We start from the raw sequence: 24,550 nt of genomic DNA, 5'->3' as shown, positions 1-24,550 counted from the left end.
AGTTAGTGTTGTTCGCTTTTGAGTTTCTCAATGCACCCGGCGAAGTTTGGCAACCATTTTTCATGTGCCAGAATTAACTCACGCGCCAGAATTTCGGCATCGCTGTCAGAATGCACCAGCGGACTCAGGTTTAACGCCAGCAGCACATCATTCAGCTCGCCGCTCAATGCCGCATTGCTCGCCGCAACCTCAAAGCCTTTGATGGTGTAGATAAGGCCGAGCACTTTCTCATCAAAATGGGTAATACGTGGGTGCGGCGTAGCACCGTTACGTCCGAGCGTGCAGGTCATCTCAACCGCCCAGTCCGCAGGAATGTTATCAACATGTCCATGATGTGGAATGTTGACGTAGTGCTCGGTCTGTTTGTCGTTGTAGATGGCGTTGATCACTTCACAGGCCGCATCGGAGTAATACGCGCCACCGCGCTGCTCCAGCTCTTTCGGCTTAACGTTTAGCTCAGGATTTTTGTAGAGATCAAACAGTTGTTTTTCTACTTTTTGTACTACCTGGGCACGTGCGCCCCCCTTATAGTACTCGCCCATTTCGATCGCCAGCATCTCTTTTGGCTTAAAGTAGTACAGCAAATACGAGCACGGCAGCAGCTTCAGCGAACGAATCAACCCTTCGCTGAACGGCAGGTCGAAAATGTTCTTCACGGTGGAAGCTTTCAGTTGTCCAGAAGCCACGCCGTCCAGCAGTTCATCAAAGCGTGATGTACCGTTCACCAGCACGTCTTTAATAAAGACCATGTGGTTCAGACCGAACAGATCGATGGATAAATCATCGCTCTCTTTCAGCGCCAGCACATCGCTAATGAACATTTTCATGCCGACAGGAATATTACACACACCGATGAATTTCTTGAAATTCGTGTGGCGATAGACCGCTTCAGTCACCATCCCTGCCGGGTTAGTAAAGTTAATCACCCAGGCATTCGGGCACAGTTCTTCCACATCTTTAATAATGTCAAAGATAACCGGAATGGTACGCAGACCTTTGAACAGCCCGCCCGCACCGTTGGTTTCCTGTCCCAGATAACCGTGGCTCAGCGGAATGCGTTCATCCTTTTCACGGGCTTTCAGTTGCCCTACGCGCAGTTGGGTGGTAACGAAATCAGCATCTTTCAGTGCTTCACGGCGGTCCAGCGTTTTAAACAACTTCATCGGTACGCCGGCTTTGTCGATCATGCGCTGGCAAAGGTCAAAAATAATGTCAAGCTTCTCTTTTCCACCGTCGACATCAACCAGCCACAACTCAGAAACCGGTAATTCATGATAGCGCTTAATAAAGCCTTCAAGTAATTCAGGGGTGTAGCTGCTCCCGCCACCGATAGTGACGACTTTTAATTTCTGGTTCATACTTTCTCCCTTCAGTGTCAAAACACTGACGTGTATTATGCTCAACCCGTTTGTCAGGTATAGCGTGGCTGTCCCGACGCTATTTTGGGCAAGCTATAAAAAATGGGTTATTGGCAAATAATATCTACTGATTAAATTCAGTTAATTTCTTACGGTAGCTATTCGGTGTAAACGACGTCAGCTTTTTAAACGTTTTAATAAACAGGCTTGGACTACTGTAGCCAGACTCGTAAGCAATATCCGTTACAGAATAGTTCGTCATTTCCAGCTGTTTTTTAGCAAAGTTAATGCGGATTTCATTAATAATCTGCATCGGCGTTTTGCTGTAATAACGCTGGGTAGCGCGGGTCAGATACTCCTGGGATTTCGCGGACAGGTGTACCATATTTTCCAGCGCATTCTCGCTAAACTGCCGTTTGTCGTGCATGGTCTCGACGGTGGTTTTAAGCCACTGCGGAATATCATCCAGCACTTGCTCTTCGCGATGATGGCGTAACCGATTTATAATATAGAAGGTGACCACTTCTACAAATTCATCCAGCCCGCTCTCACGAAAGTTAAGTGATGCAATAACCGTTTCAATGTAGGTAAGAAACGAGTTATTCGCCCGGTAGACCTGCGATGCAACGAAACAAAATGGCAGCAGCGGGTGATAGTGCTGTTCAAAAAAACGTTTACTGATGCCAACGTTAAGGATCCTTGTCGCACCAAAATCATAAAAACTCTGGTGGTGCGATCCCAACGGGATAAAGACAAAGTCTCCACGTTCTAGCAGTACGCGTTTACCGTTGATTTCCTGATAATAGCGCCCCGTTAAAACCAGGGTAAACTCATAGTAGTCATGCTGATGCAGCCCGCTGATGCTCTCAGTTTTGTTATAGATGAACACATGGAAATTTTTGCCATTAAACAGCTGCTGTTCATAAACGGTTTTGATTTCCGGTGCGTTAATCTGTAGCTGCATTATGCACTCCTCGCTATTTCAGCTTTTCGTGAAGCTCAATCAGTTCAGTCACCAGCTCACGTGCCAGCATTGATGTCATCAGGTGGTCCTGCGCGTGGACCAGCACCAGGCTGACTTTCATTTTACCTTCACCCTGATCGCCTTCAATCAGTTTCGTTTGCACGAGGTGCGCTTCGTTCAGCGCCAGACGAGACTGGTCCATCATGGTCTTAGCTGACTCGAAATCACCCTGCTTGGCCATTTTGAGTGCGCCGTACGCCAGGCTACGCGCCTGACCGGAGTTGATGATGAGGCCCATCACCACTTCTTCAAGTTCTTCTGCTTCTGACTGCGTATCGACGATGTTCTCGATATCCAACATACTTTTTTCCTCTGGTTCAGTCCGGCATGACCGTAAAGCCATGCCGGATTAAATTTAGAATTTTAATGCGTTAGCGATATCTTCTTCGCTTTCTTCTTGGTCAATAACGTTCTGCGCTTTGTTGGCTACCACCACGAACGGCAGGTAAACCAGCGTTGCGATACCGAGGTTGAACAGCGCGACCAGCAGAGCAGCGACGCTACCGTTGGTGTTAAAGAACGCGCCCAAACCGGTTGGCATAGTCCACGGTGCAATGTTGGTAATCGGTGGAATAATGCCTGAGTAGTAAGCTGCCAGCGTAATCGCCGCCAGAATCGGTTGCACCAGAATGAACGGGATAAACATCACCGGGTTCATGATGATCGGCAGACCGAACAGGATAGGTTCGTTAATCTGGAACAGACCTGACGGCAGTGCCAGTTTAGCAACCTGACGATAGTCAGGACGACGCGATGCCAGGAAGATAGCGATAATCAGACCCAGCGTTGCCCCGCTACCCCCAAGGAAAATATAGGAGTCGAGCATCGGTTTCGCCCAGACGTGGAACGTCTTACCGGCTTCCAGCGCGGCATCTACGGAACCAAACTGTTGGTAGATAGAGATGTTTTCCAGCGCCCATGGCGTCATGATACCGCTGTCCAGCGCAGTCAGCGCCAGTGAACCGTGAATACCGAAGAACCACAGCAGCGGAACAAAAATCACGTAGGCCCAGCCCACCACGCTGCCCAACGACGCCAGCGGAGTTGAAATGGAATCCATAATGATTTGGTGGAAGTTCGTACCCCAGGTGTTCAGTGCCCAGGCGATGATCCCCATAATGGAGAGGATAAGGAAGCCAGGAATCAGCGCAGAGAAAGAGCGCGATACGGATGTCGGTACGCTATCAGGTAATTTAATGACCCAATTGCGACGAACCACAAAGGTGAACATTTCCGCGACCGCAAGGCCGATAATAATACCGGAAATAATATTGGCACCGCCGAGCCAGTTCGCGCCAACGGCATAGGCTTCACCCACGCTATAAGGCGTTACGGTCATAAACGCGGCGACGGATAACAGCCCGGCAGCCAGTGAGTCGACTTTACGTTCTTCTGCCAGCGCCATGCCGATAAAGAACGGTGCCATCAATGACATGATACCCAGCGTACCGTTATAGACGTTTCCACCAATGCCTTTCAAGCTATTCAAAGTTTCAATAGTTGAAGCATCAAGTCGAATGCCCATTGAATAAAAAAACGACCCCTCCCCAAAGCTCAGGAAAACGTTATTGATTAATACAAACATAGCCCCTGCGAGGGTTAACGGCATTAAACGAATAAAACCGTTCTTGATTGCATTAACGTGTGGCTGCTTTCCAATTTTTACAGCAAAAGGAAGGAGTACCTTTTCAAGTGAAGCAATAGCGTTACTCATAGAAAAATACCCTTAAATACCGCAATTAATAATTGCGGTGAATGTTAATGAAATAACTCTTTGACGGGAAAAATTAAAATAAAATAATTAATTTGCTGCGGCTTTTTTAATTGCTGCAACAGCAGCCTTAAGCACGCCTAAACCATCGACTTTGCCATACAGCAGCGAGTCAATCACTTCCACAGGCTTGTTGGGTAACAAACGCTGAATTTCGGGCAACATATAAGCAATTTGTGGACCTAATAACACGACATCGGCGACAGGACCTTTTTCTCCGGCCAGCGTTTCAGGAAATGCTTCAATAATAACCGGCACTTCGTATTTTTCGGCCTGAGCACGCATCTTCGAAACCAACAATGAAGTCGACATGCCCGCAGAACAAAACAGATAAATGTGTTTCTTTTCCATTAAAACGATCCTCATGTGCGATTATCTGTCAACCAGACACTCCGCAAGCCATAACCTGCATCCATGCTCTGGGTAACTTGCGTCAGCTAAATTACTTTTTTAGGTGGCTGAAATGAGTATACGGGATTGCACCGGTGGATGGTATTTCCTTGACCAACTAAATTGTCTCTCCTTGACCTGTCGTTATGACCCCCCTCACATTTCGGGCAAATAATTCGCGGCAATAAATAAGATCGTTCGGCACAAAAAAACCGGCACGATGGCCGGTTCTTCTGAATGCTCAGGCAATAAGCAGTTGTTACTTCTTCGCCGCCTGCGGGTCAGTGTCGTACTCTGCGCAGGTCTGGTAACCGGAGTTAATCACATGTCCGGTGTCGTCTAAAGCAACAAAATAGGTTTCAGCTTTACCATCTCGTTGACCCAGGATGTAGGTCTGGCATGTCCCGCGCGCATGAATCATACTGACTTCAGAAGAAGGTTTACCGGCAATCTGCGCCACCTGCGCCCTGCTCATCCCTTTCTTCACATCTTTCACCACGGGCTGAACAAATTGGTCTTTGGTGCGATCGTAGGCCGTACACCCTGCCAGCATAGTCAAAACAGCCGCTGCGCTTAGAATTCCTGTTAGGTTCTTGTTCATATTCCGTCCTCTTGTATTTCAGCGTGTTATATAAGCCTGGAGCACAACAACACATTTTTCAAGCAATCAGATGATACTTAGGTCGTTTCGGAAAATTCTATTAAAACAAAATGATGTTAGATCAGGCCTGCATCCCTTGTCGTTTGGGTCCCAACGCGTTAGCTTTAACACATCATTTTTTTGATCATTTCATTTTTCGGAGGGGGTTAAATGACTCTGCAGCAAGAGATAATCCAGGCGCTTGGCGCAAAACCGCGAATTAATGCAGAAGAGGAAATTCGCCGCAGCGTGGATTTCTTGAAATCCTACCTGCAAACCCACCCTTTTCTGAAATCACTGGTATTAGGGATAAGCGGCGGACAGGACTCAACGCTCGCGGGAAAACTTTGCCAGATGGCTATTTCCGAGCTTCGCGAAGAAACGGGGAATGACGCGCTGCAGTTTATTGCCGTACGTCTGCCGTATGGCGTTCAGGCTGATGAACAGGACTGTCAGGATGCCATCGCCTTTATCCAACCTGACCGCGTGCTCACAGTAAATATTAAGGGTGCGGTACTGGCCAGTGAACAGGCCCTGCGTGAAGCGGGTATTGAACTGAGCGATTTTGTCCGTGGCAATGAAAAAGCCCGTGAACGTATGAAGGCCCAGTACAGTATCGCCGGAATGACCAGCGGTGTTGTCGTGGGTACCGATCATGCAGCAGAAGCCATCACCGGATTTTTCACCAAATACGGCGATGGCGGTACTGACATTAACCCTATTTTCCGCCTGAACAAGCGTCAGGGTAAGCAGCTGCTTGCCGCACTGGGTTGCCCGGAACATTTATATAAGAAAGCGCCAACCGCCGACCTCGAAGACGATCGCCCTTCTCTGCCGGATGAAGCCGCATTAGGCGTCACCTATGACAACATCGACGATTATCTGGAAGGAAAAAAGCTGGCTGCCGACATCGCGAAAAAAATTGAAGGCTGGTATCTGAAGACCGAGCACAAACGTCGCACACCGATCACGGTGTTTGATGACTTCTGGAAAAAAGCGTAATTTTTTTAATCACATATCGCCGGATAGCACTGGGATCACCGCTGTCCGGCCCCTCCCCCTGGTCTGATGCCGCTTTTTTAATCGGTTTCAAACTGCTACACTGGATGAATAACCAGCATCCGGAGTGAGAAGTGGTACGGCGTCAATCAGCCCCACGCCTGACATTTGAGGCAGCGGCAATCTATGAATATCCAGAGCACCTGCGTCCATTTTTGAGTGCGCTTCCCACCGCGCCAGGCGTCTATCTGTTTCACAGTGAAAGCGACACTATGCCGCTCTATATTGGTAAAAGCGTCAATATTCGCAGCCGCGTGCTGGCACACCTACGTACCGCAGACGAAGCGGCAATGCTGCGCCAGGCCAAACGCATTAGCTGGATTTGTACGGCGGGAGAAATTGGTGCCCTGCTGCTGGAAGCGCGGTTGATCAAAGAACAACAGCCGTTGTTTAATAAACGACTGCGGCGCAATCGTCAGCTTTGCGCCTTGCAGCTTACCGACCGAACTGTTCAGATTGTCTACGCACGAGATATTGATTTCTCCCATGCACCCAATCTGTTTGGCCTGTTTGCCAATCGTCGCACAGCGCTACAAGCGTTGCAAAGCCTCGCGGATGAACAACAGCTGTGCTACGGCCTGTTGGGGCTGGAACCCCTGAGTCGCGGGCGCGCCTGTTTTCGCTCCGCGCTTAAACGCTGCGCCGGAGCGTGCTGCGGAAAAGAAAGTCATGAAGCGCATCATTTGCGTCTGTTAGCGGCGCTGGAAAGAGTGAGAGTGATTTGCTGGCCATGGAGCAATGCTATTGCACTGCAGGAAACCGGCGCTGAAATGACACAGTACCATATCATCAACAACTGGCTGTGGCTGGGAGCCGTTTCAACGCTGGATGAAGCGACTACCCTTGCGCGTATGCCAGCAGGCTTTGACCATGATGGCTACAAAATTCTCTGCCGGCCTGTTCTGTCTGGTCAATATGACATTATTGAACTGTGTCCGGAGAATGCCCCGGCATCCAGTTAATCTCGCTGAACAGCAATTTTCCCTCGCGCTCCAGCAGTCGTAATGTGTGTTTGCCGTCATGCCAGCTCGCACCCTGGTCGGCCGTCAGCAGTTTATCGCCCAGTTGCCATGCACCACTGATAACAAACACCACGCCGCCGCGTGAACCAAAGGTCGTAAAGGTGCGATCGGCAACTCTGACTTTTGCCTGGCAAACATCTCGTCGGGTCATGATATTAAAATCCATAGACATCTGCCCTTCCGTCAGCTTTGCTTTTACCACCTTGTCACCGGCAAAGGTAAAAGGTTGGTGCTGTTTGAGGGTATGCGTAAAGATGTTCGCTTCTTCCAGAGTGACCTCCCCTCCCTCCAGCAGCGTAATCACGCGCTCTACACCCGGGAAAAGTGAAAACTCACCGTTTGCTGCAATGGAGGCGATACTCGCCCGCCAGTGAAAATCTCGTGTTGCTGGCGGAAAACAGCAAATCTCACGCGTTTCTCCCGCACCATTTCGCCAGAGGTTAACCGGCATTTTGCGGATATCAAAGTATTCCATCATCCCTCCAGAAAGGAGCAGCATGGCAGCCTGCCGTAAACAGACAGCCATAAATCATCATTATTATGTTCACCCTGCAGATTATTGTTATCGGCAGCAGAGTTGATTTGCCTTAGCGATGAACCCGGCATTTTGCAAAAAAGAATAACGCGCTGATCCAGGTAGAATTTTCGCAGGCTTCAGGAGAATAGCGTGTCGTGCGTCCGGTGCAATAGGCAGAAATGAAAAAACCGCCGATCCTGCCCACATCGTTATACGTGTTGTGGACAAGAGCGGCGGTCTTGAGTTTTGTTTCACACTGTGCGGCAATCAGCGCGACACAGTGTGAATGATTTAGTGTAGACGCTGATCGATTACTCGGCAGCTTCCGGCATTTTACCTTTCTGCGCTGCACGTTCTGTCAGACGCTTCTCAAAATTGGCATTAAACTGCTTTTTCTGTTCCGGGGTCAGAATGTTGTAAATTTTGTTCTGGGTTTCCATATGCGCCAGCATGTTGGCTTTGCGCTGTTCTTCCATCTTCGCAATCTGCGCTTCGGCTTTCGCTTTATCGAAGCTATCGCTGGCGATGATATCGTGCATTGCACGGCGTTCTTCCAGCGGCGGACGTTTCATCTGATCGCGCTGGCCTTTCATGATCTCGCGAATCTGCTGTTTCTGAGCGTCAGTCAGATTCAGGTCTTTAAACATCATGTCGTGATGCGGGGCAAATTTGCCGTTGTGGTGCATCATCGGTTTAGCATCCGCTGGTGCAGCTGTTGTAGTGTCAGCAGCATGAGCCAGGTTCGCAGCACCCAGCGCCAGAGTAGAGGCAACAAACAGAGCAGTCAGTTTACGCATAATTTCTATCCTTTCTTTCAGTTATTTTTACGACACTCATGCGACTCTTATGCAATGTGATGTCGTGTTGACGAGATTAACTTTACCGGCTTAAGCGTCAATTAATCAGAGCAACGGTAAAACAGTGAAAGTGTAAAAAACAAACTTTCATCAATTATGAAGAAAAAAAGAATAAATTGCGCAGAGTTGCAATAAAAATTTACAACCGTATGATTTTGAACGGATTATGAAGAACTATACCTGAACCCTGTTTATTAAGAAAGCAATTCACCAGGAATAATCCGTAATAAATAAAAACAGCACGCAAAAATAAGCCCTAAAGGATAATCCTGCAGGGCGAATATATTGATCACAACTTTTCGAGCATCAATCCGGCACGTAAACCACAGGCCACGTTAGGGTTGGGAAAGAGAACGTATTCAACATCATGGGTGACGATAAAACGTTCATCTCCGTCCTGCGCCAGCAAGGTGCCTTCTTTAAAGGGGGTAAAGTTTAGCGTCTGGTTATCCATGTGGAGAATAAAATCATTGCTACGACGCGTGATTTGCGACACCACGCGATAACGCAGCGGGGATATTTCTCTCGTCGCCCCTCGTTCACCCCGCAGCAGTTTCTCCAGTGCGTCTGCCGTTTGTGCAAACTGGGTGAGGTCGTTTTGTCCAAACGGCAGCGCTTTACCCAGTTCCAACGTACAGGCCAACGCACCAAAATGTTCCCCGCTAAAATGGGTGAACGTGCCGCCAGGCGTCTGATGGAAAACCAGCGCTTCCAGTCCCGCATCCCCCAGCCATTCAAGAAAATCCTCGTCCCAGGCAACGTTGCGTTGTGGCAATACGCCAAAGCGCAGATGCTGTGAACCGCGGATCGCGGTGTGCAGATCCAAATGCCAGCGCACAGGCTCCTTTGCGCGCGAATAAAAATCTTCAAGACACAGCTCAAGCTCGTGGGCTCGGTGCGTTTCTTTACTCGCGGTAAAAATCTGCCACCGGCCGCCAAACATACGATTCAGGTCGCTATGACAATATCGTTTTCCCGCAGCCAGCGCCTGCGGGTTTCCCAGAATCACCAGCAGCCGCCATGTCAGTGTCAGCTCGCCGCTAAACAGACTGGAAAGCAATGAATCGAGTATCTCTACCGGCGCGGTTTCATTGCCATGGATCCCCGCAGACAGCACCAGTGAATGTTCAACGGGTGCAAGCGGCGTCAGTTCCAGAATTCCGTGACCGATCCACTGCCAGTCAAAACCATGAGTGGTTCCTTGCGTTTTCTCTGGAGTGGCGCCTGCGAGCGTGATCGCCAGAAAGTTATCCATGGTGCATCCCCTCCTGCTGGAAAGGATACACTGAGCCGAGGTTGAGCAATTGCGTCAGCGTATCCAGCGCTTCACGCCCCTCGCGCAACAGCTGTGGGTCGGCAAGGTCGGCAGCGGTAAGACGATCGCGATAGTAACGGTCAACCCAGTTATTCAACGTGTTAAACAGCGTGTCGTTCATGATAACCGCCGGATTCACCGCCTGCTGTTCCTGCGGAGTGAGCACCACTCTCAGGCGCAAGCATGCCGGACCACCGCCGTTGGACATACTTTCACGCAGATCGAATACCCGCAGGTCATCGATCGGATTGTCTTCCTCGAGAAGCCGGTTCAAATACCGCCACACGCCAGCATGCTCCCGACACTCCTGCGGCAGGACCAGCATCATCGAACCGTCACTACGACTCAGCAACTGACTGTTAAACAGATAAGTGGTCACGGCATCCTGCACCGACACTTCCGCTGTCGGGACTTCCAGCGGGGTAAAACCTGCCACCTGACTGCGCAACTGCTCTAACAATGCCTGCTGTCTGACAAACGCCTGCTGATGACAAAACAGCACCTGGCGATTCGATACCGCAATCACATCGTTATGGAACACGCCAAGATCGATAACGTCCGGGTTTTGCTGAGCAAAAATGCGCTGATGTGGGTTGACCTGATTCAGTCGCGCGACCGCCTCGCTGGCCTCACGGGATTGCCTTGCCGGATAGCGCTTCGGTTGGGATGCATTGCCTTCTTCACGACCGTAAACAAACAGCTGTACGCCGGGGTCACCGTAATCGCCACCGAGGCGGTTATGGTTTGCCGCCCCTTCATCGCCAAAAAGCGCAACCTGGGGTAACGCACCGTGGACCGCAAAGCTATTCTCATCACGGAAAATCGCCCGTAACAATGCTTCGGTAGTAGGCGCTTCCAGTGAACGGTGGAACTTATTATTCAGATTCGCCACCGTTAGATGCACTTTCCCGTCCAGCGAGTCTGCCGAAGGGCAAACCGTCGCCGCATTCGCTACCCACATAGGCGATGCGGAGCTGGCACTGGAGAGCCAGTGAGGCGCCTGACGCGACACTTTCTCCAGCACCTGTTCGTCACTGCCGCTAAAACCCAACTGACGCAGAACCGGAATATAAGGCCGCTCGTGGGGCGGGATCACCGCCTGAGGAAATCCTGCATCCGCCAGTGCTTTCATCTTTAGCAGACCTTGCTTTGCCGCCAGACGCGGGTTCGACACCTGAAATCGATGTTTGGTTGAGGCCTCATTACCAAATGACAATCCAGCATAGTGGTGAGTTAGCCCCACCAAACCATCAAAATTTACCTCACGGGCTTTCATAGCTTATCCTCGCGAGAAAAATCCAGTCCCGGGCTAAGCGCCGTTGGCAGCGTTAAGGCCGGGGATTCCAGACTTGCCATCGGCCAGGCGCAATAATCTGCGGCATACCACGCGCTGGCGCGATGGTTCCCGGAAGCGCCTACACCGCCAAACGGTGCGGTACTGGCAGCGCCGGTTAACGGCTTATTCCAGTTGACGATCCCTGCCCGCGCCTCCAACAGTAGCTGTTCAAACTGGCCGCGATCGGGCGAAACTAACCCACACGACAGTCCAAAGCGGGTATTGTTCGCCATACGAATCGCATCATCAAAGCTGTCATAACGCCAGACGCCGAGCAGCGGACCGAAAACCTCTTCATCAGGTACGTTCCCCGCCCCGGTCAGTTCGATGATTCCAGGGGTCAACAGTGACGTTCCGGCATTTAACAGACGTGGCGCTAACAGCGTACGGCCACCCAACGACGCCAGACGCTGCCAGGCATCATAGACGTGTTGCGCTGCCTGTTCGGAAATTAGTCCACCCATAAATGGCTGCGGTTGTGCATCCCAGTTGCCGGGCATTAAACGCTGACTAACCTCCACCAGACGCTTCAGGAACGCATCACCCTGCGCGCCTTTTTTTACGAGCAGGCGGCGGGCACAGGTACAGCGCTGTCCGGCGGTGACAAATGCGGACTGAATGGTCAGATGCACTGCGGCATCAATATCTTCCGGATTCTCAATAATCAGCGGGTTGTTGCCCCCCATCTCCAGGGCAAGGATTTTTTCCGGCTGGCCGGATAACTGCTTATGCAGCTGATAACCGGTATTCGCACTGCCGGTAAACAGCAGGCCATCGAGGTCTTCCAGCGCACTCAGCGCCTGCCCCGTTTCACGTCCGCCCTGCACCAGATTCAGCACACCCGGCGGCAACCCCGCCTGCTCCCACAGTTTTGTTACTGCTTCACCGGTCCACGGCGTCAACTCGCTGGGTTTGAAAATCAACGTATTGCCTGCCAGCAATGCCGGAACAATATGACCATTGGGTAAATGACCGGGGAAGTTATACGGACCAAAAACCGCCAGCACGCCGTGTGGGCGATGGCGCAACGTTGCCGCACCATCCGGTAGTTCGCTGTGCTGCTCACCGGTACGGGCATGATAAGCTTTGACGGAGATGGCGATTTTATTGATCATCGCCGTCAGTTCAGTCGCGGCTTCCCAATGAGGTTTTCCGGTTTCCTTGGCGATAATCTGAGTTAGCTCGGCTTTATTGCTTTCCAGCAATAAAGCAAACTTTTCAACAATAGTCTGGCGTGCGCTGAAAGGCTGTTTAGCCCAACCGGCAAAGGCCGCGCGTGCGGCCAGGCACGCTTGCGTCACCTGCATTGCATCTGCATCATTACCGTGCCACAGCACATCACCGCTTACCGGGTTGCTTTTCACCCGACGCTCGCCCAGCCCCGTCACCCAGTCACCGTTTATCCATAGTGTCATGCTGTTTTCTCCTCTGCACAAAGACGTACAAAACGTACATGGTCGCCCGCGTGGCATTTCAGGGCATCCAGTTGCGCCGCCGTCAGTACCAGACGTTGGGTATCCGGGTCTGCGCGAACCAGCATGACGCGGAAGTTTTGATAGTTTTCATTGGCAACCAGACAGGCCGGATAATCACCGGTTGCTGGCTGACCTTCCGCCACTTCCACCAGCCTGCTTTTACGAATAGCCCGAACCCGGTCGATATCGCATTCCAGCGTTGGCCCACCGTCGAAAATATCGACATAGTTGCGGTAGCGAAATCCTTCTTTCTCCAGCACCGCCCGCGCTGGGGCAGTTTGCGGATGCACCTGACCAATCACGCCTTGCGCTTCATCAGACAGAAAATGGGTATAAATAGGATGCTTGGGCATCAGTTCAGCAATAAAGGCTTTCTGCCCTGTCCCGCAGAGAAAATCCGCCCGGCTGAACTCCATTGAGAAAAAGCGTTTACCAAGGCTTTGCCAGAACGGCGAGTAACCGTGCTCATCAATCACGCCGCGCATTTCGGCCACGACTTTCTCATTAAATCGGTCGCGAAAAGCCGCCATAAACATAAAGCGCGATTTTGACAGCAAATAGCCGTTGCCTTCTTTTCGCCAGTCCGGATCGAGAAACAGAGTGCAAAGCTCGCTGCTACCCGTGTGATCGTTACTCAGAAACAGCGTCGGCAGCGCGTTATAGACATTCAGTTCTTTCGAGGCGTGGACCAGGGTACCAACCCGGTAGTTGTACCAGGGATCGTTAAGCCCTACCGCCACCTCAATGGCGCAAATCCCGGCCACGGTTCCGCTGGTACTGTCTTCAAGCACAAACACATATCCCTGCTCACTTTTTGGCAACTCACCGCGCCAGGTTTGGAGTGAACGTTCGATACGCGCCATCAGCGTAGCTTCATTCGCCGGTAGCGAGGTCAACCCGCCGCCGGTCTTACTGGCAAGCTGCATCAACGCGGTGATATCCGCGCGTTCAATGGGACGAATCACCATCATGATGAACCTCCTGCTTTAATGCGTTCGCAGGCCAGCGCAAAGCGATCCAGTCCGGTGGCGACTTCTTCTTCGCTGACGTTGAGCGCTGGCGCAAAACGCACCACGTTAGCGCCAGCGATCAGTACCATCACCCCGGCAACAGCCGCTTCTTGCGAGATGAGTTTCGCTTTCCCGGCAAATTCCGCGTTCAGCACGCAGCCGATCAGCAGTCCGAGTCCACGAATTTCACTAAACAGTCCAAAACGTTCGTTAATGGCGTTTATACGCTCCACAAACCAGTCGTGGCGCTGTTTTACTCCGTTGAGCACTTCCGGTGTATTCACAATTTCCAGCAATTTACCTGCCACCGCCGTCGCCAGCGGGTTTCCGCCGTACGTTGTACCGTGTGTACCAACCGTCATCACACTGGCGCAACGCTCTGTCGCCAGCAGTGCGCCGATGGGGAAACCACCGCCCAGCGCTTTTGCTGTCGTCAGCAGATCCGGCGTCACGGCGTAGTGCATATAGGCATACAGCTCCCCGGTACGGCCAACACCGGTCTGAACTTCATCAAAAATCAGCAGCGCATTATGGCGATCGCATAACTCACGTAGCCCCTGTAAAAAGGCTTTTGTTGCCGGTACCACACCGCCTTCACCCTGCACAGGCTCCACGATAACCGCACAGGTGGTGTCATCAATCAGTTGGCTGGCAGAATCGAGATCGTTGTATACGGCATGACGGATATCCGGCGGCAGCGGCGCGAAATCCTGTGAATAGGCAGGCTGTCCTCCGGCGCTGACGGTAAACAGCGTGCGGCCATGGAAAGCATTTTTAAACGCTACAATCCCGCTCTTCTGGCTGCCAAAACGATCGTGGGCATATTTACGCGCCAGTTTTAGTGCCGCTTCGTTGGCTTCTGCACCGGAGTTACAGAAGAAAATGCGCTCGGCGAAGGTGGCGTCAATCAGCTTTTTCGCCAGACGCAGTACCGGCTCGTTGGTGTAGCCATTTCCCGTATGCCAAAATTTGCTCGCCTGGTCGTTTAATGCCTCGCGCAATGCCGGGTGGGCGTGACCCAGCGCGTTAACCGCAATGCCTCCCGCGAAATCGATATACTCTTTACCCTGCTGATCCCACAGACGTGAACCTTCACCCCGCACTGGAATAAAAGGGGCCGGAGCGTATACGGGCATCATCCATTCATCAAAATTTTCACGCGTAATTGACAGAGACATAGCGACCTCAACGGTAAATAAAAGGTTATTTATATGTTAATAAATATAGTGTTTGCGGTGTAAATGTAGATTGCAGGGTTCGTGCCAGCCAGCGAAAAAAGTGCATAAACGGAGGTCGATGACGGAATATCAACAGGTTACAACGTAGCGATATTCACTACATGTGCATATAAAGTGAATATGTTTGCGCATCAGGCGACTAAACAGAGGAAAAAACGCAGTTTTATTCAGTCGCCAAATATAATTCTGGAATTGTGATCGTATACGAAATTTTTCGGAAATTATTGCCCCATTCCGACGCGCTTCGCGCCAAAACGGTGCAGTTTTTGCTCCATCGTTAACACCATTAGCAATCATTGTTGGAATCAGGTGACAAGAAGCAGTCAGGCTGCAGAAATTCTGCTACCATCCTTGCACTATTCATCTTGCAAAGTGGCAGCGACTATGAAATTTGTCTCTTTTAATATCAACGGCCTGCGTGCCCGTCCCCATCAACTGGCAGCCATTGTCGAAAAACACCAACCGGATGTTATTGGCTTACAGGAGACAAAAGTCCACGACGATATGTTCCCTCTCGAAGAGGTAGCAAAGCTCGGTTACAACGTCTTTTATCACGGCCAGAAAGGTCATTACGGCGTGGCGCTGTTAACGAAAGAAACGCCAATTGCGGTACGTCGTGGCTTCCCGGGCGATGACGAAGAAGCGCAGCGTCGGATCATCATGGCAGAAATTCCGTCCCCTCTGGGCAGCATCACGGTGATCAACGGCTATTTCCCGCAGGGCGAAAGCCGTGACCATGAAACCAAATTCCCGGCCAAAGCCGCGTTTTATCAGAACCTGCAAAACTATCTGGAGACAGAGCTGAAACGCGACAATCCGGTATTGATCATGGGCGATATGAATATTAGCCCAACCGATCTCGATATCGGAATTGGCGAAGAAAACCGTAAACGCTGGCTGCGTACCGGTAAATGTTCCTTCCTGCCGGAGGAGCGTGAGTGGATGGAACGCCTGCTGGGCTGGGGTCTGGTGGATACTTACCGTCACGCAAATCCTGAAAAGAATGACCAGTTCTCGTGGTTCGACTATCGCTCAAAAGGCTTTGACGATAACCGCGGCCTGCGTATCGACCTGCTGCTGGCGAGCAACCCATTGGCGGAACGCTGCGAAGAAACCGGCATCGACTATGAAATTCGCAGCATGGAAAAACCGTCCGACCATGCGCCTGTATGGGCTAAATTCCGCGTCTGACCTTCTGCGTCTTTTTACTCTCCAGGCCCGGCCTGGAGAGTCTGTTTATTCTGTGCAAAATCAATAAAGTGACGGTAATACATTGTTACGGCCGGGAATTTATTATATCTTCGCGCGCGCTTTTCGCTGACGAAAATGCTCCATTGCACTCGGTTTTACAGGAGAACCCCCATGAAAAAGAAGTTCGCATAAAGCAGAATACCGGCTGCTGATTGTCGCGGTCCTGTTCTGCGTTCTGGCGGGAGTTTTCCATCATTATGGTCTGACCGACCTGATAACCAATTTCCATCATTTACAAGACGTCATCCGCCAAAGCGGTATGTTCGGCTATACGCTTTATATCCTGCTGTTTATTGTTGCTGCGCTGTGTCTGATCCCAGGCAGCATCCTGGTGATCGTCGGCGGTGTGCTGTTTGGCCCCGTGGCTGGGACGCTTATCTCGTTAGTGGCAGCAACCGTGGCCTCGGCGCTGTCGTTTTTGCTGGCTCGATGGCTTGGACGGGATCTACTACTGAAATACGTTGGGCACACGGCAACGTTTCAGGCTATCGAAAAAGGCATTGCCCATAGCGGAGTAGACTTTCTAATCCTGACCCGGCTCGTGCCGCTGTTCCCCTATAATATTCAAAATTACGCCTATGGGCTGACGGCCATTCCGTTCTGGTCATTTACCGTAATATCGGCACTTACCACCTTACCCGGCATCTTTATCTATACGCTGATGTCGCATGAACTCGCCAGCGAAGGCATTACCCTGGTATTCATCGGTAAGCTCAGCGTGGCAGGGCTGGCGTTATTCACCCTCGTTCAGGCAGCCAAAGCCTGGGCCCGATATAAGCATATCGATCCGTCAGCCAACCATGAGTGTACGGGTAAATGATAAAACGGAATAAAGCGCGGCTGACTCGCTATTACCGGGCGGGTTTGATTGCTCTGCTACTGCTCGGGCTAATGGCATGGGCATGGATACCTGGCGTGAGTGATTTTCTCCACGGCAGCCTGGCAGCATTTACCACACTCGATCAGCATGCTCTTGAGAACTTTATTCGTTCTTATGGAACCCAGGCGGCAGTGGTGTCGTTCTTCCTGATGATCTTACAGGCCATCGTTGCACCGCTTCCTGCGTTTGTGATCACGTTTGCCAATGCCTCGCTGTTTGGCGCATTTTGGGGCGGCGTACTATCCTGGAGCAGCGCAATGGCAGGTGCGGCGCTGTGCTTTTTTATTGCCCGCATTTTAGGTCGCGGTGCGGTGGAAAAGCTGACCGGAAAAACGGTGCTGAACAATATGGACGCTTTTTTCGAGCGCTATGGTAAGCACACTATTCTGGTCTGCCGCCTGTTACCTTTTGTGCCGTTCGACCCGGTAAGCTACGCGGCAGGCCTGACCTCAATTCGTTTTCGCCATTTTTTCATCGCCACCGGCATCGGACAGTTACCCGCCACTATCGTCTACTCATGGGCGGGAAGCCTGTTAACTGGCGGCACATTTTGGTTTGTGACGGGTCTGTTTGTCCTGTTTGCCCTAAGCGTGGTGATATCGGTGGCGAGAAGCCTTTATGTTGATCGCCAACGGAAAAAAGCTGAGACCTTCCCCCATTTTTAGCCATGGAGATATTATGCGTTACTGCTTATTGTGTCTGAGTTTGTTGCTCTGCCCGCTGGCGACGTTTGCCCAGGACGCCAGCTGGCAACAAATCAAAAATGACGCCCGTGGTCAAACGGTGTGGTTCAACGCCTGGGGTGGCGACAATGCAGTTAACCAGTATCTCGACTGGGTTAGCGGCGAGATGAAAACGCACTACGACATTAACCTGAAAATCGTGCGCCTGGCAGACGCCGCCGATGCCGTAAAACGCATCCAGACGGAAGCGGCATCCGGGCGAAAAACCGGCGGCTCTGTCGATTTACTGTGGGTTAACGGCGAAAACTTCCGTACGCTAAAAGAAGCCGGGCTGCTGCAAACCCAGTGGGCGCAAACGCTGCCTAACTGGCGCTATGTTGATACACAAAAACCGGTGACCGAAGATTTCTCCGTTCCAACAGAGGGGGCTGAATCACCGTGGGGCGGTGCCCAACTCACCTTTATTGCCCGGCGCGATCTCACCGCGCAGCCGCCGTTATCTCCGCAGGCACTTCTTGAATTTGCGCAGGCGCACCCTGGCACGGTGACCTATCCACGCCCGCCAGACTTTACCGGAACGGCTTTCCTTGAACAGTTGCTAATTTCGCTCACCACCAAACCACAGGCATTGAAAGTTGCGCCAGATGCGGCGACATTCGCCGAAGTTACCGCGCCATTGTGGCAGTATCTTGATACCTTGCATCCTGTACTTTGGCGTGAAGGCAAAGATTTTCCGCCCACGCCAGCACGAATGGATTCACTGCTCAATAGCGGTACCCTGCGTTTATCATTGACCTTTAACCCTGCCCACGCGCAGCAAAAAGTAGCCAGCGGCGAGTTGCCTAAAAGCAGCTACAGTTTTGGTTTCTCACAGGGCATGCTCGGCAACGTGCACTTTGTTGCCATTCCGGCGAATGCCCACGCCAGTGCCGGAGCAAAAGTCGTGGCAAACTTCCTGCTTTCTCCTGAAGCGCAACTGCGCAAAGCTGACCCGGCTGTCTGGGGAGATCCTTCGGTGCTTGATCCACAAAAATTGCCTGACGAACAGCGTGATGCGCTGCTGGCGCGGATCCCACAGGGGCTCCCTGCCGTGTTGCCAGAACCGCATGCAGCCTGGGTAAACGCTCTGGAACAAGAATGGCTACGCCGCTACGGTACGCATTAATTCTGCTACTCTGGGCCAGCATGGCGGCAGTTTATCTGCCGTTGGTGCCAGCGGCATGGTCTCTGGTAACACCAGCGCTTAGTACCGCGCACTGGCTGGCGCTCTTTGCCGATCCTCAACTCCCGCAGGCGTTACTGGCAACGCTGGTTTCCGTAGGCCTCGCGGCTGGCGGCGCGCTGATCATCGCGCTGCTGGCGATCCTCACTTTATGGCCCGGCGCAGGCTGGGCGCGGCTGTGCACCCGTCTTCCGTGGCTGCTGGCGATCCCGCACGTTGCCTTCGCCACCAGCGTGCTGTTGGTTTTTGCCGAAGGCGGTATGCTTTGGCAATGGCTCCCGTTCCTCAGTCCCCAGCCGGACCGCTACGGTATTGGACTTGGCGTAACGCTGGCGGTGAAAGAGAGCGCTTTTTTGTTATGGATACTCTCGGCTCTACTGAGTGAAAAACAACTTTCGCAGCAGGTTATCGTATTGGATTCGCTGGGTTACAGCCGACTGCAATGCCTGAACTGGCTGGTACTGCCCGCTATTGGCCCGGCATTAGGCAAAGCTATGCTGGCGATTGTCGCCTGGTCGCTCTCCGTTGTTGATGTGGCAATCGTTCTTGGCCCCGGCAATCCGCCAACGCTTGCCGTATTGAGCTGGCAGTGGCTCAGTCAGGGCGACGTCGAACAGCAGGCGAAAGGCGCACTTGCCAGTCTGTTGCTGGTGCTGTTGCTCCTTGTTATCGCGCTGGTGGGTTATCTGCTCTGGCGTGCCTGGCGACATACTATTCCGGCAGTAAACGGTGAACGCCAGCATTTTTCATCTATGACAGTCGCACGCCCGCTGGTACAGATTTTGCACGTCAGCGGTGTGGTATGCGCGCTGGTACTGGCGCTTATCGCCAGCTATTCCTCGCTAAACAGCGAGGCGCTCAGCAACAGCCTGCAACTGGGGCTCCTTTCCAGCGTGCTGGCGCTTCTGATACTTTTTGCCTGGCTGGAATGGGGTCCACAAACCGGACACCGCTGGGTCTGGCTACCGCTCATTTTGCCTGCGCTACCGCTGGTAACCGGACAATACCTGCTGGCGTTATATGCCGAACAAGATGGACTGATGACGACCATTATCTGGGGCCATCTGCTGTGGGTGATGCCCTGGATGCTATTTGTGCTTAAACCGGCGTGGCAGCGCATTGACCCACGATTAATTTTGATTGCACAAACCCTGGGCTGGACGCGGGGGCGGATATTCTGGCTGGTGAAATGCCCACAGCTGGCGCGCCCGGCATTGATTGCCTTCGCGGTTGGCTTCTCGGTCAGTATCGTCCAGTATATGCCAACGCTGTGGCTAGGTGCCGGACGCTATCCCACATTAACCACCGAAGCGGTGGCATTAAGCAGCGGCGGTAGCAGTGCGATTCTGGCAACACAAGCGTTGTGGCAGCTGCTTTTACCACTGCTCGTTTTCGCACTTGCAGCCTTTCTCGCCGCGTGGATCGGCCGCTTTCGACAAGGACTCCGCTAATGCTTACTGTACGAGGCGTTTCGTTGTACCAGGGCGCGAAAGCGCTGGTGAAAGACGTTAATTTTCAGGTTAACAAAAGTGACATCGTCACTATTATGGGACCTTCCGGCAGCGGGAAATCTTCGCTGTTTTCATGGATGATCGGGGCGTTGTCTCCCCAGTTTCAGGCCTCAGGCGAACTGTGGCTTAATGAACGACGCATCGATACGTTACCTACCGCGCAGCGCCAGATTGGCATTTTGTTCCAGGATGCGCTGCTGTTTGACCATTTCAGCGTTGGGCAGAATTTACTGCTGGCCTTACCCGCCAGCCTGCAAGGTCCCGCCAGACGCCATGAGATTGAATGCGCTCTCGCACGCGCTGACCTGGCAGGTTTTTATTCGCGCGATCCGGCGTCACTCTCCGGCGGACAACGCTCGCGTGTCGCCCTACTCCGCGCACTACTGGCTCAGCCCCAGGCGCTGTTACTTGATGAACCCTTTAGCAGGCTGGATGCGTCGCTACGCGATAACTTTCGCCAATGGGTCTTCACCGAGGTGCGTAAGCTGGGGATCCCGGTGGTACAAGTCACGCATGATGCGCAGGATGTCCCGCCTGCAGGCCGCGTATTTCAGATGGAAAACTGGGCGTGAATGTGGCGATATGCTGCGTTAACGCAAGGTTTTTACGTAACTGGCGGCACAGAATGTCGTCTTCTTTTTTTCAACGTCGGGCTATTCGATGAAACGTGTTTCTCAAATGACCGCGCTGGCACTGGCTTTAGGGCTCGCTTGCGCTTCTTCCTGGGCTGCTGAAACAGCACAGACGCTCACCCTCAACCAGTTACAGCAAAAGCAAGGCGCGGCGATCGATACCCGTCAGAGCGCTTTTTACAACGGCTGGCCACAATCGCTCAATGGTCCTTCAGGACACGAACCTTCCGCACTGAACCTGTCTGCCGCCTGGCTCGACAAGATGAATGATGAACAACTCAGCGCCTGGGTTAAGTCACATCAACTTAAGACCGACGCTCCGGTGGCGCTATATGGCAGTGATAACGACATGCAGGCCGTTAAATCCCGTCTGCAAAAAGTTGGCTTTAACCAGATTTCAACCCTCAGCGATGCGCTGACAGATCCTGCGCGTCTGCAACGTCTGCCGCACTTCGAACAGTTGGTTTACCCACAGTGGCTGCACAATCTTCAGCAGGGTAAAGACGTGACTGCCAAACCAGCGGGTGACTGGAAAGTGATTGAAGCCGCCTGGGGCGCGCCGAAGCTGTATCTGCTCAGCCACATCCCCGGCGCGGGTTACATTGATACCAATGAAGTTGAAAGCGAACCGCTGTGGAATAAAGTTTCCGACGAGCAGCTTAAAGCGATGCTGGCGAAACACGGTATCCGCCACGACACCACGGTAATTTTATACGGCCGCGATGTCTATGCCGCCGCACGCGTGGCACAAATTATGTTGTACGCAGGCGTGAAAGACGTTCGTCTGCTCGACGGCGGTTGGCAAACCTGGTCCGACTCAGGTTTACCGGTCGAACGCGGCACTCCGCCAACGGTGAAACCAGAGCCTGATTTCGGCGTGAAAATCCCTGCCCAGCCGCAGCTGATGCTCGATACGGAACAGGCTCGCGGTCTGCTGCATCGCCAGGATGCGTCTTTGGTGAGTATTCGTTCATGGCCAGAATTTGTCGGTACTACCAGCGGCTACAGCTACATTAAGCCAAAAGGTGAGATCGCAGGCGCGCGTTGGGGCCACGCGGGCAGCGACTCTACCCATATGGAAGATTTCCATAACCCTGATGGCACCATGCGCAGCGCGGATGACATCGCCGCCATGTGGAAGCAATGGAATATCCTGCCGAATCAACAGGTCTCTTTCTATTGCGGTACCGGCTGGCGCGCTTCAGAAACGTTTATGTATGCCCGCGCGATGGGCTGGAAAAACGTCTCTGTTTACGATGGTGGCTGGTACGAGTGGAGCAGCGATCCGAAAAACCCGGTCGCCAGCGGTGAACGGGGTCCGGACGCCAGCAAGTAAGACTGGCATTATTGCCGGATGCGGCGAGAACGCTTTACCCAGCCTGGATATATCATCGTTGTAGGCCGGATAAGCGAAGCGCATCCGGCAACGCATTACCTTACGCCTGACGCTGAACGGTTTTCAGCGTCAGATATCCGCTCCAGATCCGGGTGAACGTTGTCATCCAGCACAGCGCGCCAAAGACCCACGCCAGCACGGCAAAATAGTCCGGGAACAGACACCCCAACACAAACAGCAAAATTGTCTCAGTTCCTTCGGTCAGCCCGCCAAGATAATAAAACGATTTATGCGCGTAACCGGGGTTATCAATCTGATGTTTCGCTGCCAGTGCGGCGAAGGCCAGAAAGCTGCTACCGGTGCCAATGAACGCGAACAACAGCCAACTGCCTGCCAGCGCATTCTGCGCCGGAGCGGCAAGAATAAAACCAAACGGCACAAGGGCGTAAAACAAAAAATCGAGCGAAATATCGAGAAATCCGCCCGCGTCGGATAGTCCTCTGCGCCGCGCCAGCGCCCCATCCAGCCCGTCAAACAACCGATTGAGCACAATGGCCACCAGCGCCGCCAGATACCAGCCTAACGCCAGAAATGGCAACGCCAGCACGCCAATGGCAAATCCGACCAGCGTAAGTCCGTCCTGGGTAATCGCCGGTTTATCAATAATACCTACGCACCGATGCAACAGCGGTTTTAATCGTGGATGAAGATGGCGGTCAAGCATGCGGGCGTCCTTTAAAACTGTCGCACAGTCCCTGCGAGGGAATATCGAGAGCGGCATTAAAACGCGCCGAGAGATTTTGAAACGCAATCAGCGCGGTCATTTCCGTAATGGCATCATCGGTAAAATGCTGCTTCATCTGCACTTTCAGCGCATCGTCAACCTGTGGAGGCGTTGCGGTAACCGCATCGGCATAGGCCAGCGCTACGCATTCTTCAGCGCTAAACAGCGTCGAATCTTGCCAGTTGGCAACCTGCATGACTTTATCCAGCGCGCCACAGCGTTCTGCCAGCCGTAAACTATTCGCATCAATACAGAAAGCGCAGTGGCAGACCTGAGAAACGCGGGTCATCAACAGCGCGCGCATCACCGGCGTTAAGCGCGCCTTTTTACGCTCCAGAAACCCGACAAACAGCGCCACCAGCCAGAACAGAAACGGCATCCGCCCCCACCAGCGCGTTGGATGCAGCACATCGCCATAATGTTTTTTCTGCGTGGCAACGAGCGGTTTTAAACTGGAAGGGATACGCGTTAACGGCTTTACCCACGACTGAGGTTCGTTCAACGGTGGCTCCTGAATACTTTAGATAAAACAAAGATAACGATAGTATGTCATTTTCTGCTGTTAGATCTTGATGAATATGATGAAAACCCTCGACGTGGTCGCCGCTATCATTGAACGTGATGGCAAAATTTTACTGGCTCAGCGTCCGCTGCATGCGGATCAGTCAGGCATGTGGGAGTTTGCCGGCGGTAAGGTTGAGCCGGGCGAAAGTCAGCCCGAGGCGCTGATCCGCGAACTGCGTGAAGAGTTGGGTATTGAGGCAGTCGTGGGGCGCTACATTGCCAGTCATCAGCGCGAGGTTTCAGGCCGATTGATTCACCTGCATGCCTGGCATGTGCCTTCGTATCAAGGGGAACTTAGAGCGCATGAACATCAGGATATCGTCTGGTGCTCACCCGAAGAGGCGCTGCGTTATCCGCTGGCACCCGCCGATATCCCGTTGTTAGAGGCGTTTATCCTTTTACACGCCGCCAGACCAGCGGATTCGTGCTGATCGTTTTATCATCGCGCTGGCACTGCAACAGAACGCCATCGGCTTTAATCACCGCCCCTTCAGAGTAGTTTTGATCCTGATAAATACAGCACTGGCTACAGGGCTGAGCCCGCTGACCGCTGGAACTGAACACTTCCGGCGGTACATTCACCTGCACATCCGGGCGATAAAGCTGATTTGCCAGCGTCGCGCAGGACACCAGTACCAACGCTCCTGCCATGATTAAACGGCGCATTGTCTTTCC

The 24,550-nt window shown here is 52.4% G+C and carries 26 protein-coding genes; 10 read left to right on the top strand and 16 right to left on the bottom strand.

The annotated features are described in order from the left end of the window. Positions 1-2: 2 nt before the first annotated feature. The 6 genes from OGY10_RS10475 to osmE all read right to left on the bottom strand — a co-directional run bounded on the left by OGY10_RS10475 (position 3) and on the right by osmE (position 5,144). Entirely contained in the window at positions 3-1,358 is a 1,356-nt protein-coding gene (locus OGY10_RS10475; protein ID WP_191226098.1) for a 6-phospho-beta-glucosidase, read from the bottom strand. Between the two features lie 124 nt (positions 1,359-1,482). Then, positions 1,483-2,325 carry a transcriptional regulator ChbR gene (gene chbR / locus OGY10_RS10470; protein ID WP_085951046.1) on the bottom strand — a complete coding sequence of 281 codons (843 nt, stop codon included), beginning with the start codon at positions 2,323-2,325 and terminating at the stop codon, positions 1,483-1,485. A gap of 10 nt (positions 2,326-2,335) precedes the next feature. Further along, complete coding sequence (chbA, locus tag OGY10_RS10465; protein ID WP_003832549.1) at positions 2,336-2,683, bottom strand: PTS N,N'-diacetylchitobiose transporter subunit IIA; 348 nt, start codon at positions 2,681-2,683, stop codon at positions 2,336-2,338. Between the two features lie 54 nt (positions 2,684-2,737). Continuing rightward, positions 2,738-4,096: a PTS N,N'-diacetylchitobiose transporter subunit IIC gene (gene chbC, locus OGY10_RS10460; RefSeq protein WP_003030619.1), complete on the bottom strand. Its 1,359-nt coding sequence runs from the start codon at positions 4,094-4,096 to the stop codon at positions 2,738-2,740. An 87-nt stretch (positions 4,097-4,183) separates the two neighbouring features. Beyond that, positions 4,184-4,504, bottom strand: coding sequence for a PTS N,N'-diacetylchitobiose transporter subunit IIB (chbB, locus tag OGY10_RS10455; RefSeq protein WP_003832547.1), 321 nt, complete (start codon positions 4,502-4,504; stop codon positions 4,184-4,186). 298 nt (positions 4,505-4,802) lie between these two features. Further along, positions 4,803-5,144 carry an osmotically-inducible lipoprotein OsmE gene (osmE, locus tag OGY10_RS10450; protein WP_003030621.1) on the bottom strand — a complete coding sequence of 114 codons (342 nt, stop codon included), beginning with the start codon at positions 5,142-5,144 and terminating at the stop codon, positions 4,803-4,805. A gap of 210 nt (positions 5,145-5,354) precedes the next feature. Between osmE and nadE the strand changes: the two genes are divergently transcribed. Together nadE and cho are read left to right on the top strand one after the other, a co-directional pair. Then, a complete protein-coding gene (gene nadE, locus OGY10_RS10445; protein WP_191226099.1) occupies positions 5,355-6,185 on the top strand; it encodes an NAD(+) synthase in 831 nt (276 codons plus the stop codon). A 131-nt stretch (positions 6,186-6,316) separates the two neighbouring features. Next, a complete protein-coding gene (cho, locus tag OGY10_RS10440) occupies positions 6,317-7,204 on the top strand; it encodes an excinuclease Cho (protein ID WP_125362992.1) in 888 nt (295 codons plus the stop codon). On the opposite strand, the gene ves is transcribed toward cho, so the two are convergent. The 7 genes from ves to astC all read right to left on the bottom strand — a co-directional run bounded on the left by ves (position 7,164) and on the right by astC (position 14,952). Beyond that, entirely contained in the window at positions 7,164-7,739 is a 576-nt protein-coding gene (gene ves / locus OGY10_RS10435; RefSeq protein ID WP_103285095.1) for an environmental stress-induced protein Ves, read from the bottom strand. The genes cho and ves overlap by 41 nt on opposite strands. Before the next feature lie 353 nt (positions 7,740-8,092). Continuing rightward, complete coding sequence (spy, locus tag OGY10_RS10430; protein WP_003832537.1) at positions 8,093-8,578, bottom strand: ATP-independent periplasmic protein-refolding chaperone Spy; 486 nt, start codon at positions 8,576-8,578, stop codon at positions 8,093-8,095. A gap of 349 nt (positions 8,579-8,927) precedes the next feature. Further along, positions 8,928-9,893, bottom strand: coding sequence for a succinylglutamate desuccinylase (astE, locus tag OGY10_RS10425; RefSeq protein ID WP_191226100.1), 966 nt, complete (start codon positions 9,891-9,893; stop codon positions 8,928-8,930). Next, on the bottom strand, positions 9,886-11,229 hold the full coding sequence (gene astB, locus OGY10_RS10420) for an N-succinylarginine dihydrolase (RefSeq protein ID WP_008784556.1): 1,344 nt from the start codon (positions 11,227-11,229) through the stop codon (positions 9,886-9,888). The genes astE and astB overlap by 8 nt, the downstream gene beginning before the upstream one ends. Next, positions 11,226-12,704 carry a succinylglutamate-semialdehyde dehydrogenase gene (astD, locus tag OGY10_RS10415; RefSeq protein ID WP_191226101.1) on the bottom strand — a complete coding sequence of 493 codons (1,479 nt, stop codon included), beginning with the start codon at positions 12,702-12,704 and terminating at the stop codon, positions 11,226-11,228. The genes astB and astD overlap by 4 nt, the downstream gene beginning before the upstream one ends. After that, positions 12,701-13,735 (bottom strand): arginine N-succinyltransferase, encoded by a 1,035-nt coding sequence (gene astA / locus OGY10_RS10410; RefSeq protein WP_060682309.1) that lies wholly within the window; start codon positions 13,733-13,735, stop codon positions 12,701-12,703. The genes astD and astA overlap by 4 nt, the downstream gene beginning before the upstream one ends. Continuing rightward, on the bottom strand, positions 13,732-14,952 hold the full coding sequence (gene astC, locus OGY10_RS10405) for a succinylornithine/acetylornithine transaminase (RefSeq protein WP_048235516.1): 1,221 nt from the start codon (positions 14,950-14,952) through the stop codon (positions 13,732-13,734). The genes astA and astC overlap by 4 nt, the downstream gene beginning before the upstream one ends. 444 nt (positions 14,953-15,396) lie before the next feature. Here astC and xthA point away from each other — a divergent pair, with 444 nt between their 5' ends. The 7 genes from xthA to OGY10_RS10370 all read left to right on the top strand — a co-directional run bounded on the left by xthA (position 15,397) and on the right by OGY10_RS10370 (position 22,527). Further along, the gene (gene xthA / locus OGY10_RS10400) at positions 15,397-16,203 is read left to right on the top strand and encodes an exodeoxyribonuclease III (protein WP_003030642.1); all 807 of its coding nucleotides are present in this window, start codon (positions 15,397-15,399) and stop codon (positions 16,201-16,203) included. A gap of 223 nt (positions 16,204-16,426) precedes the next feature. Next, positions 16,427-17,083 (top strand): TVP38/TMEM64 family protein, encoded by a 657-nt coding sequence (locus OGY10_RS10395; RefSeq protein WP_168978432.1) that lies wholly within the window; start codon positions 16,427-16,429, stop codon positions 17,081-17,083. Beyond that, positions 17,080-17,808: a TVP38/TMEM64 family protein gene (locus OGY10_RS10390; RefSeq protein WP_191226102.1), complete on the top strand. Its 729-nt coding sequence runs from the start codon at positions 17,080-17,082 to the stop codon at positions 17,806-17,808. Before OGY10_RS10395 ends, OGY10_RS10390 begins: the two co-directional genes overlap by 4 nt. A gap of 13 nt (positions 17,809-17,821) precedes the next feature. Continuing rightward, on the top strand, positions 17,822-18,991 hold the full coding sequence (locus OGY10_RS10385; protein WP_191226103.1) for an ABC transporter substrate-binding protein: 1,170 nt from the start codon (positions 17,822-17,824) through the stop codon (positions 18,989-18,991). After that, on the top strand, positions 18,964-20,499 hold the full coding sequence (locus OGY10_RS10380) for an ABC transporter permease family protein (protein WP_191226104.1): 1,536 nt from the start codon (positions 18,964-18,966) through the stop codon (positions 20,497-20,499). Before OGY10_RS10385 ends, OGY10_RS10380 begins: the two co-directional genes overlap by 28 nt. After that, complete coding sequence (locus OGY10_RS10375; RefSeq protein ID WP_191226105.1) at positions 20,499-21,131, top strand: ATP-binding cassette domain-containing protein; 633 nt, start codon at positions 20,499-20,501, stop codon at positions 21,129-21,131. Before OGY10_RS10380 ends, OGY10_RS10375 begins: the two co-directional genes overlap by 1 nt. Positions 21,132-21,219: 88 nt before the next feature. Then, a complete protein-coding gene (locus tag OGY10_RS10370; protein ID WP_191226106.1) occupies positions 21,220-22,527 on the top strand; it encodes a sulfurtransferase in 1,308 nt (435 codons plus the stop codon). 100 nt (positions 22,528-22,627) lie between these two features. Here the strand turns inward: OGY10_RS10370 and OGY10_RS10365 are convergent, their stop codons facing one another. Together OGY10_RS10365 and OGY10_RS10360 are read right to left on the bottom strand one after the other, a co-directional pair. Further along, positions 22,628-23,251: a CDP-alcohol phosphatidyltransferase family protein gene (locus tag OGY10_RS10365; protein WP_286576731.1), complete on the bottom strand. Its 624-nt coding sequence runs from the start codon at positions 23,249-23,251 to the stop codon at positions 22,628-22,630. After that, a complete protein-coding gene (locus tag OGY10_RS10360; protein WP_191226107.1) occupies positions 23,244-23,813 on the bottom strand; it encodes a carboxymuconolactone decarboxylase family protein in 570 nt (189 codons plus the stop codon). The genes OGY10_RS10365 and OGY10_RS10360 overlap by 8 nt, the downstream gene beginning before the upstream one ends. 79 nt (positions 23,814-23,892) lie before the next feature. On the opposite strand from OGY10_RS10360, the gene OGY10_RS10355 reads away from it, so the two are divergent. Beyond that, positions 23,893-24,306 carry a pyrimidine (deoxy)nucleoside triphosphate diphosphatase gene (locus OGY10_RS10355; protein WP_008784542.1) on the top strand — a complete coding sequence of 138 codons (414 nt, stop codon included), beginning with the start codon at positions 23,893-23,895 and terminating at the stop codon, positions 24,304-24,306. Here OGY10_RS10355 and OGY10_RS10350 read toward each other — a convergent pair. Further along, positions 24,266-24,526 carry a YnjH family protein gene (locus OGY10_RS10350; RefSeq protein ID WP_171846094.1) on the bottom strand — a complete coding sequence of 87 codons (261 nt, stop codon included), beginning with the start codon at positions 24,524-24,526 and terminating at the stop codon, positions 24,266-24,268. The two genes, OGY10_RS10355 and OGY10_RS10350, sit on opposite strands and share 41 nt — an antisense overlap. Positions 24,527-24,550: the final 24 nt, after the last annotated feature.

It is taken from the genome of Citrobacter sp. Cpo148, assembly GCF_030332375.1.
GTDB lineage: Bacteria > Pseudomonadota > Gammaproteobacteria > Enterobacterales > Enterobacteriaceae > Citrobacter > Citrobacter portucalensis.
Note: the sequence above shows the minus strand (reverse complement) of the source record. Positions and strands in the feature narration are given on the sequence as shown.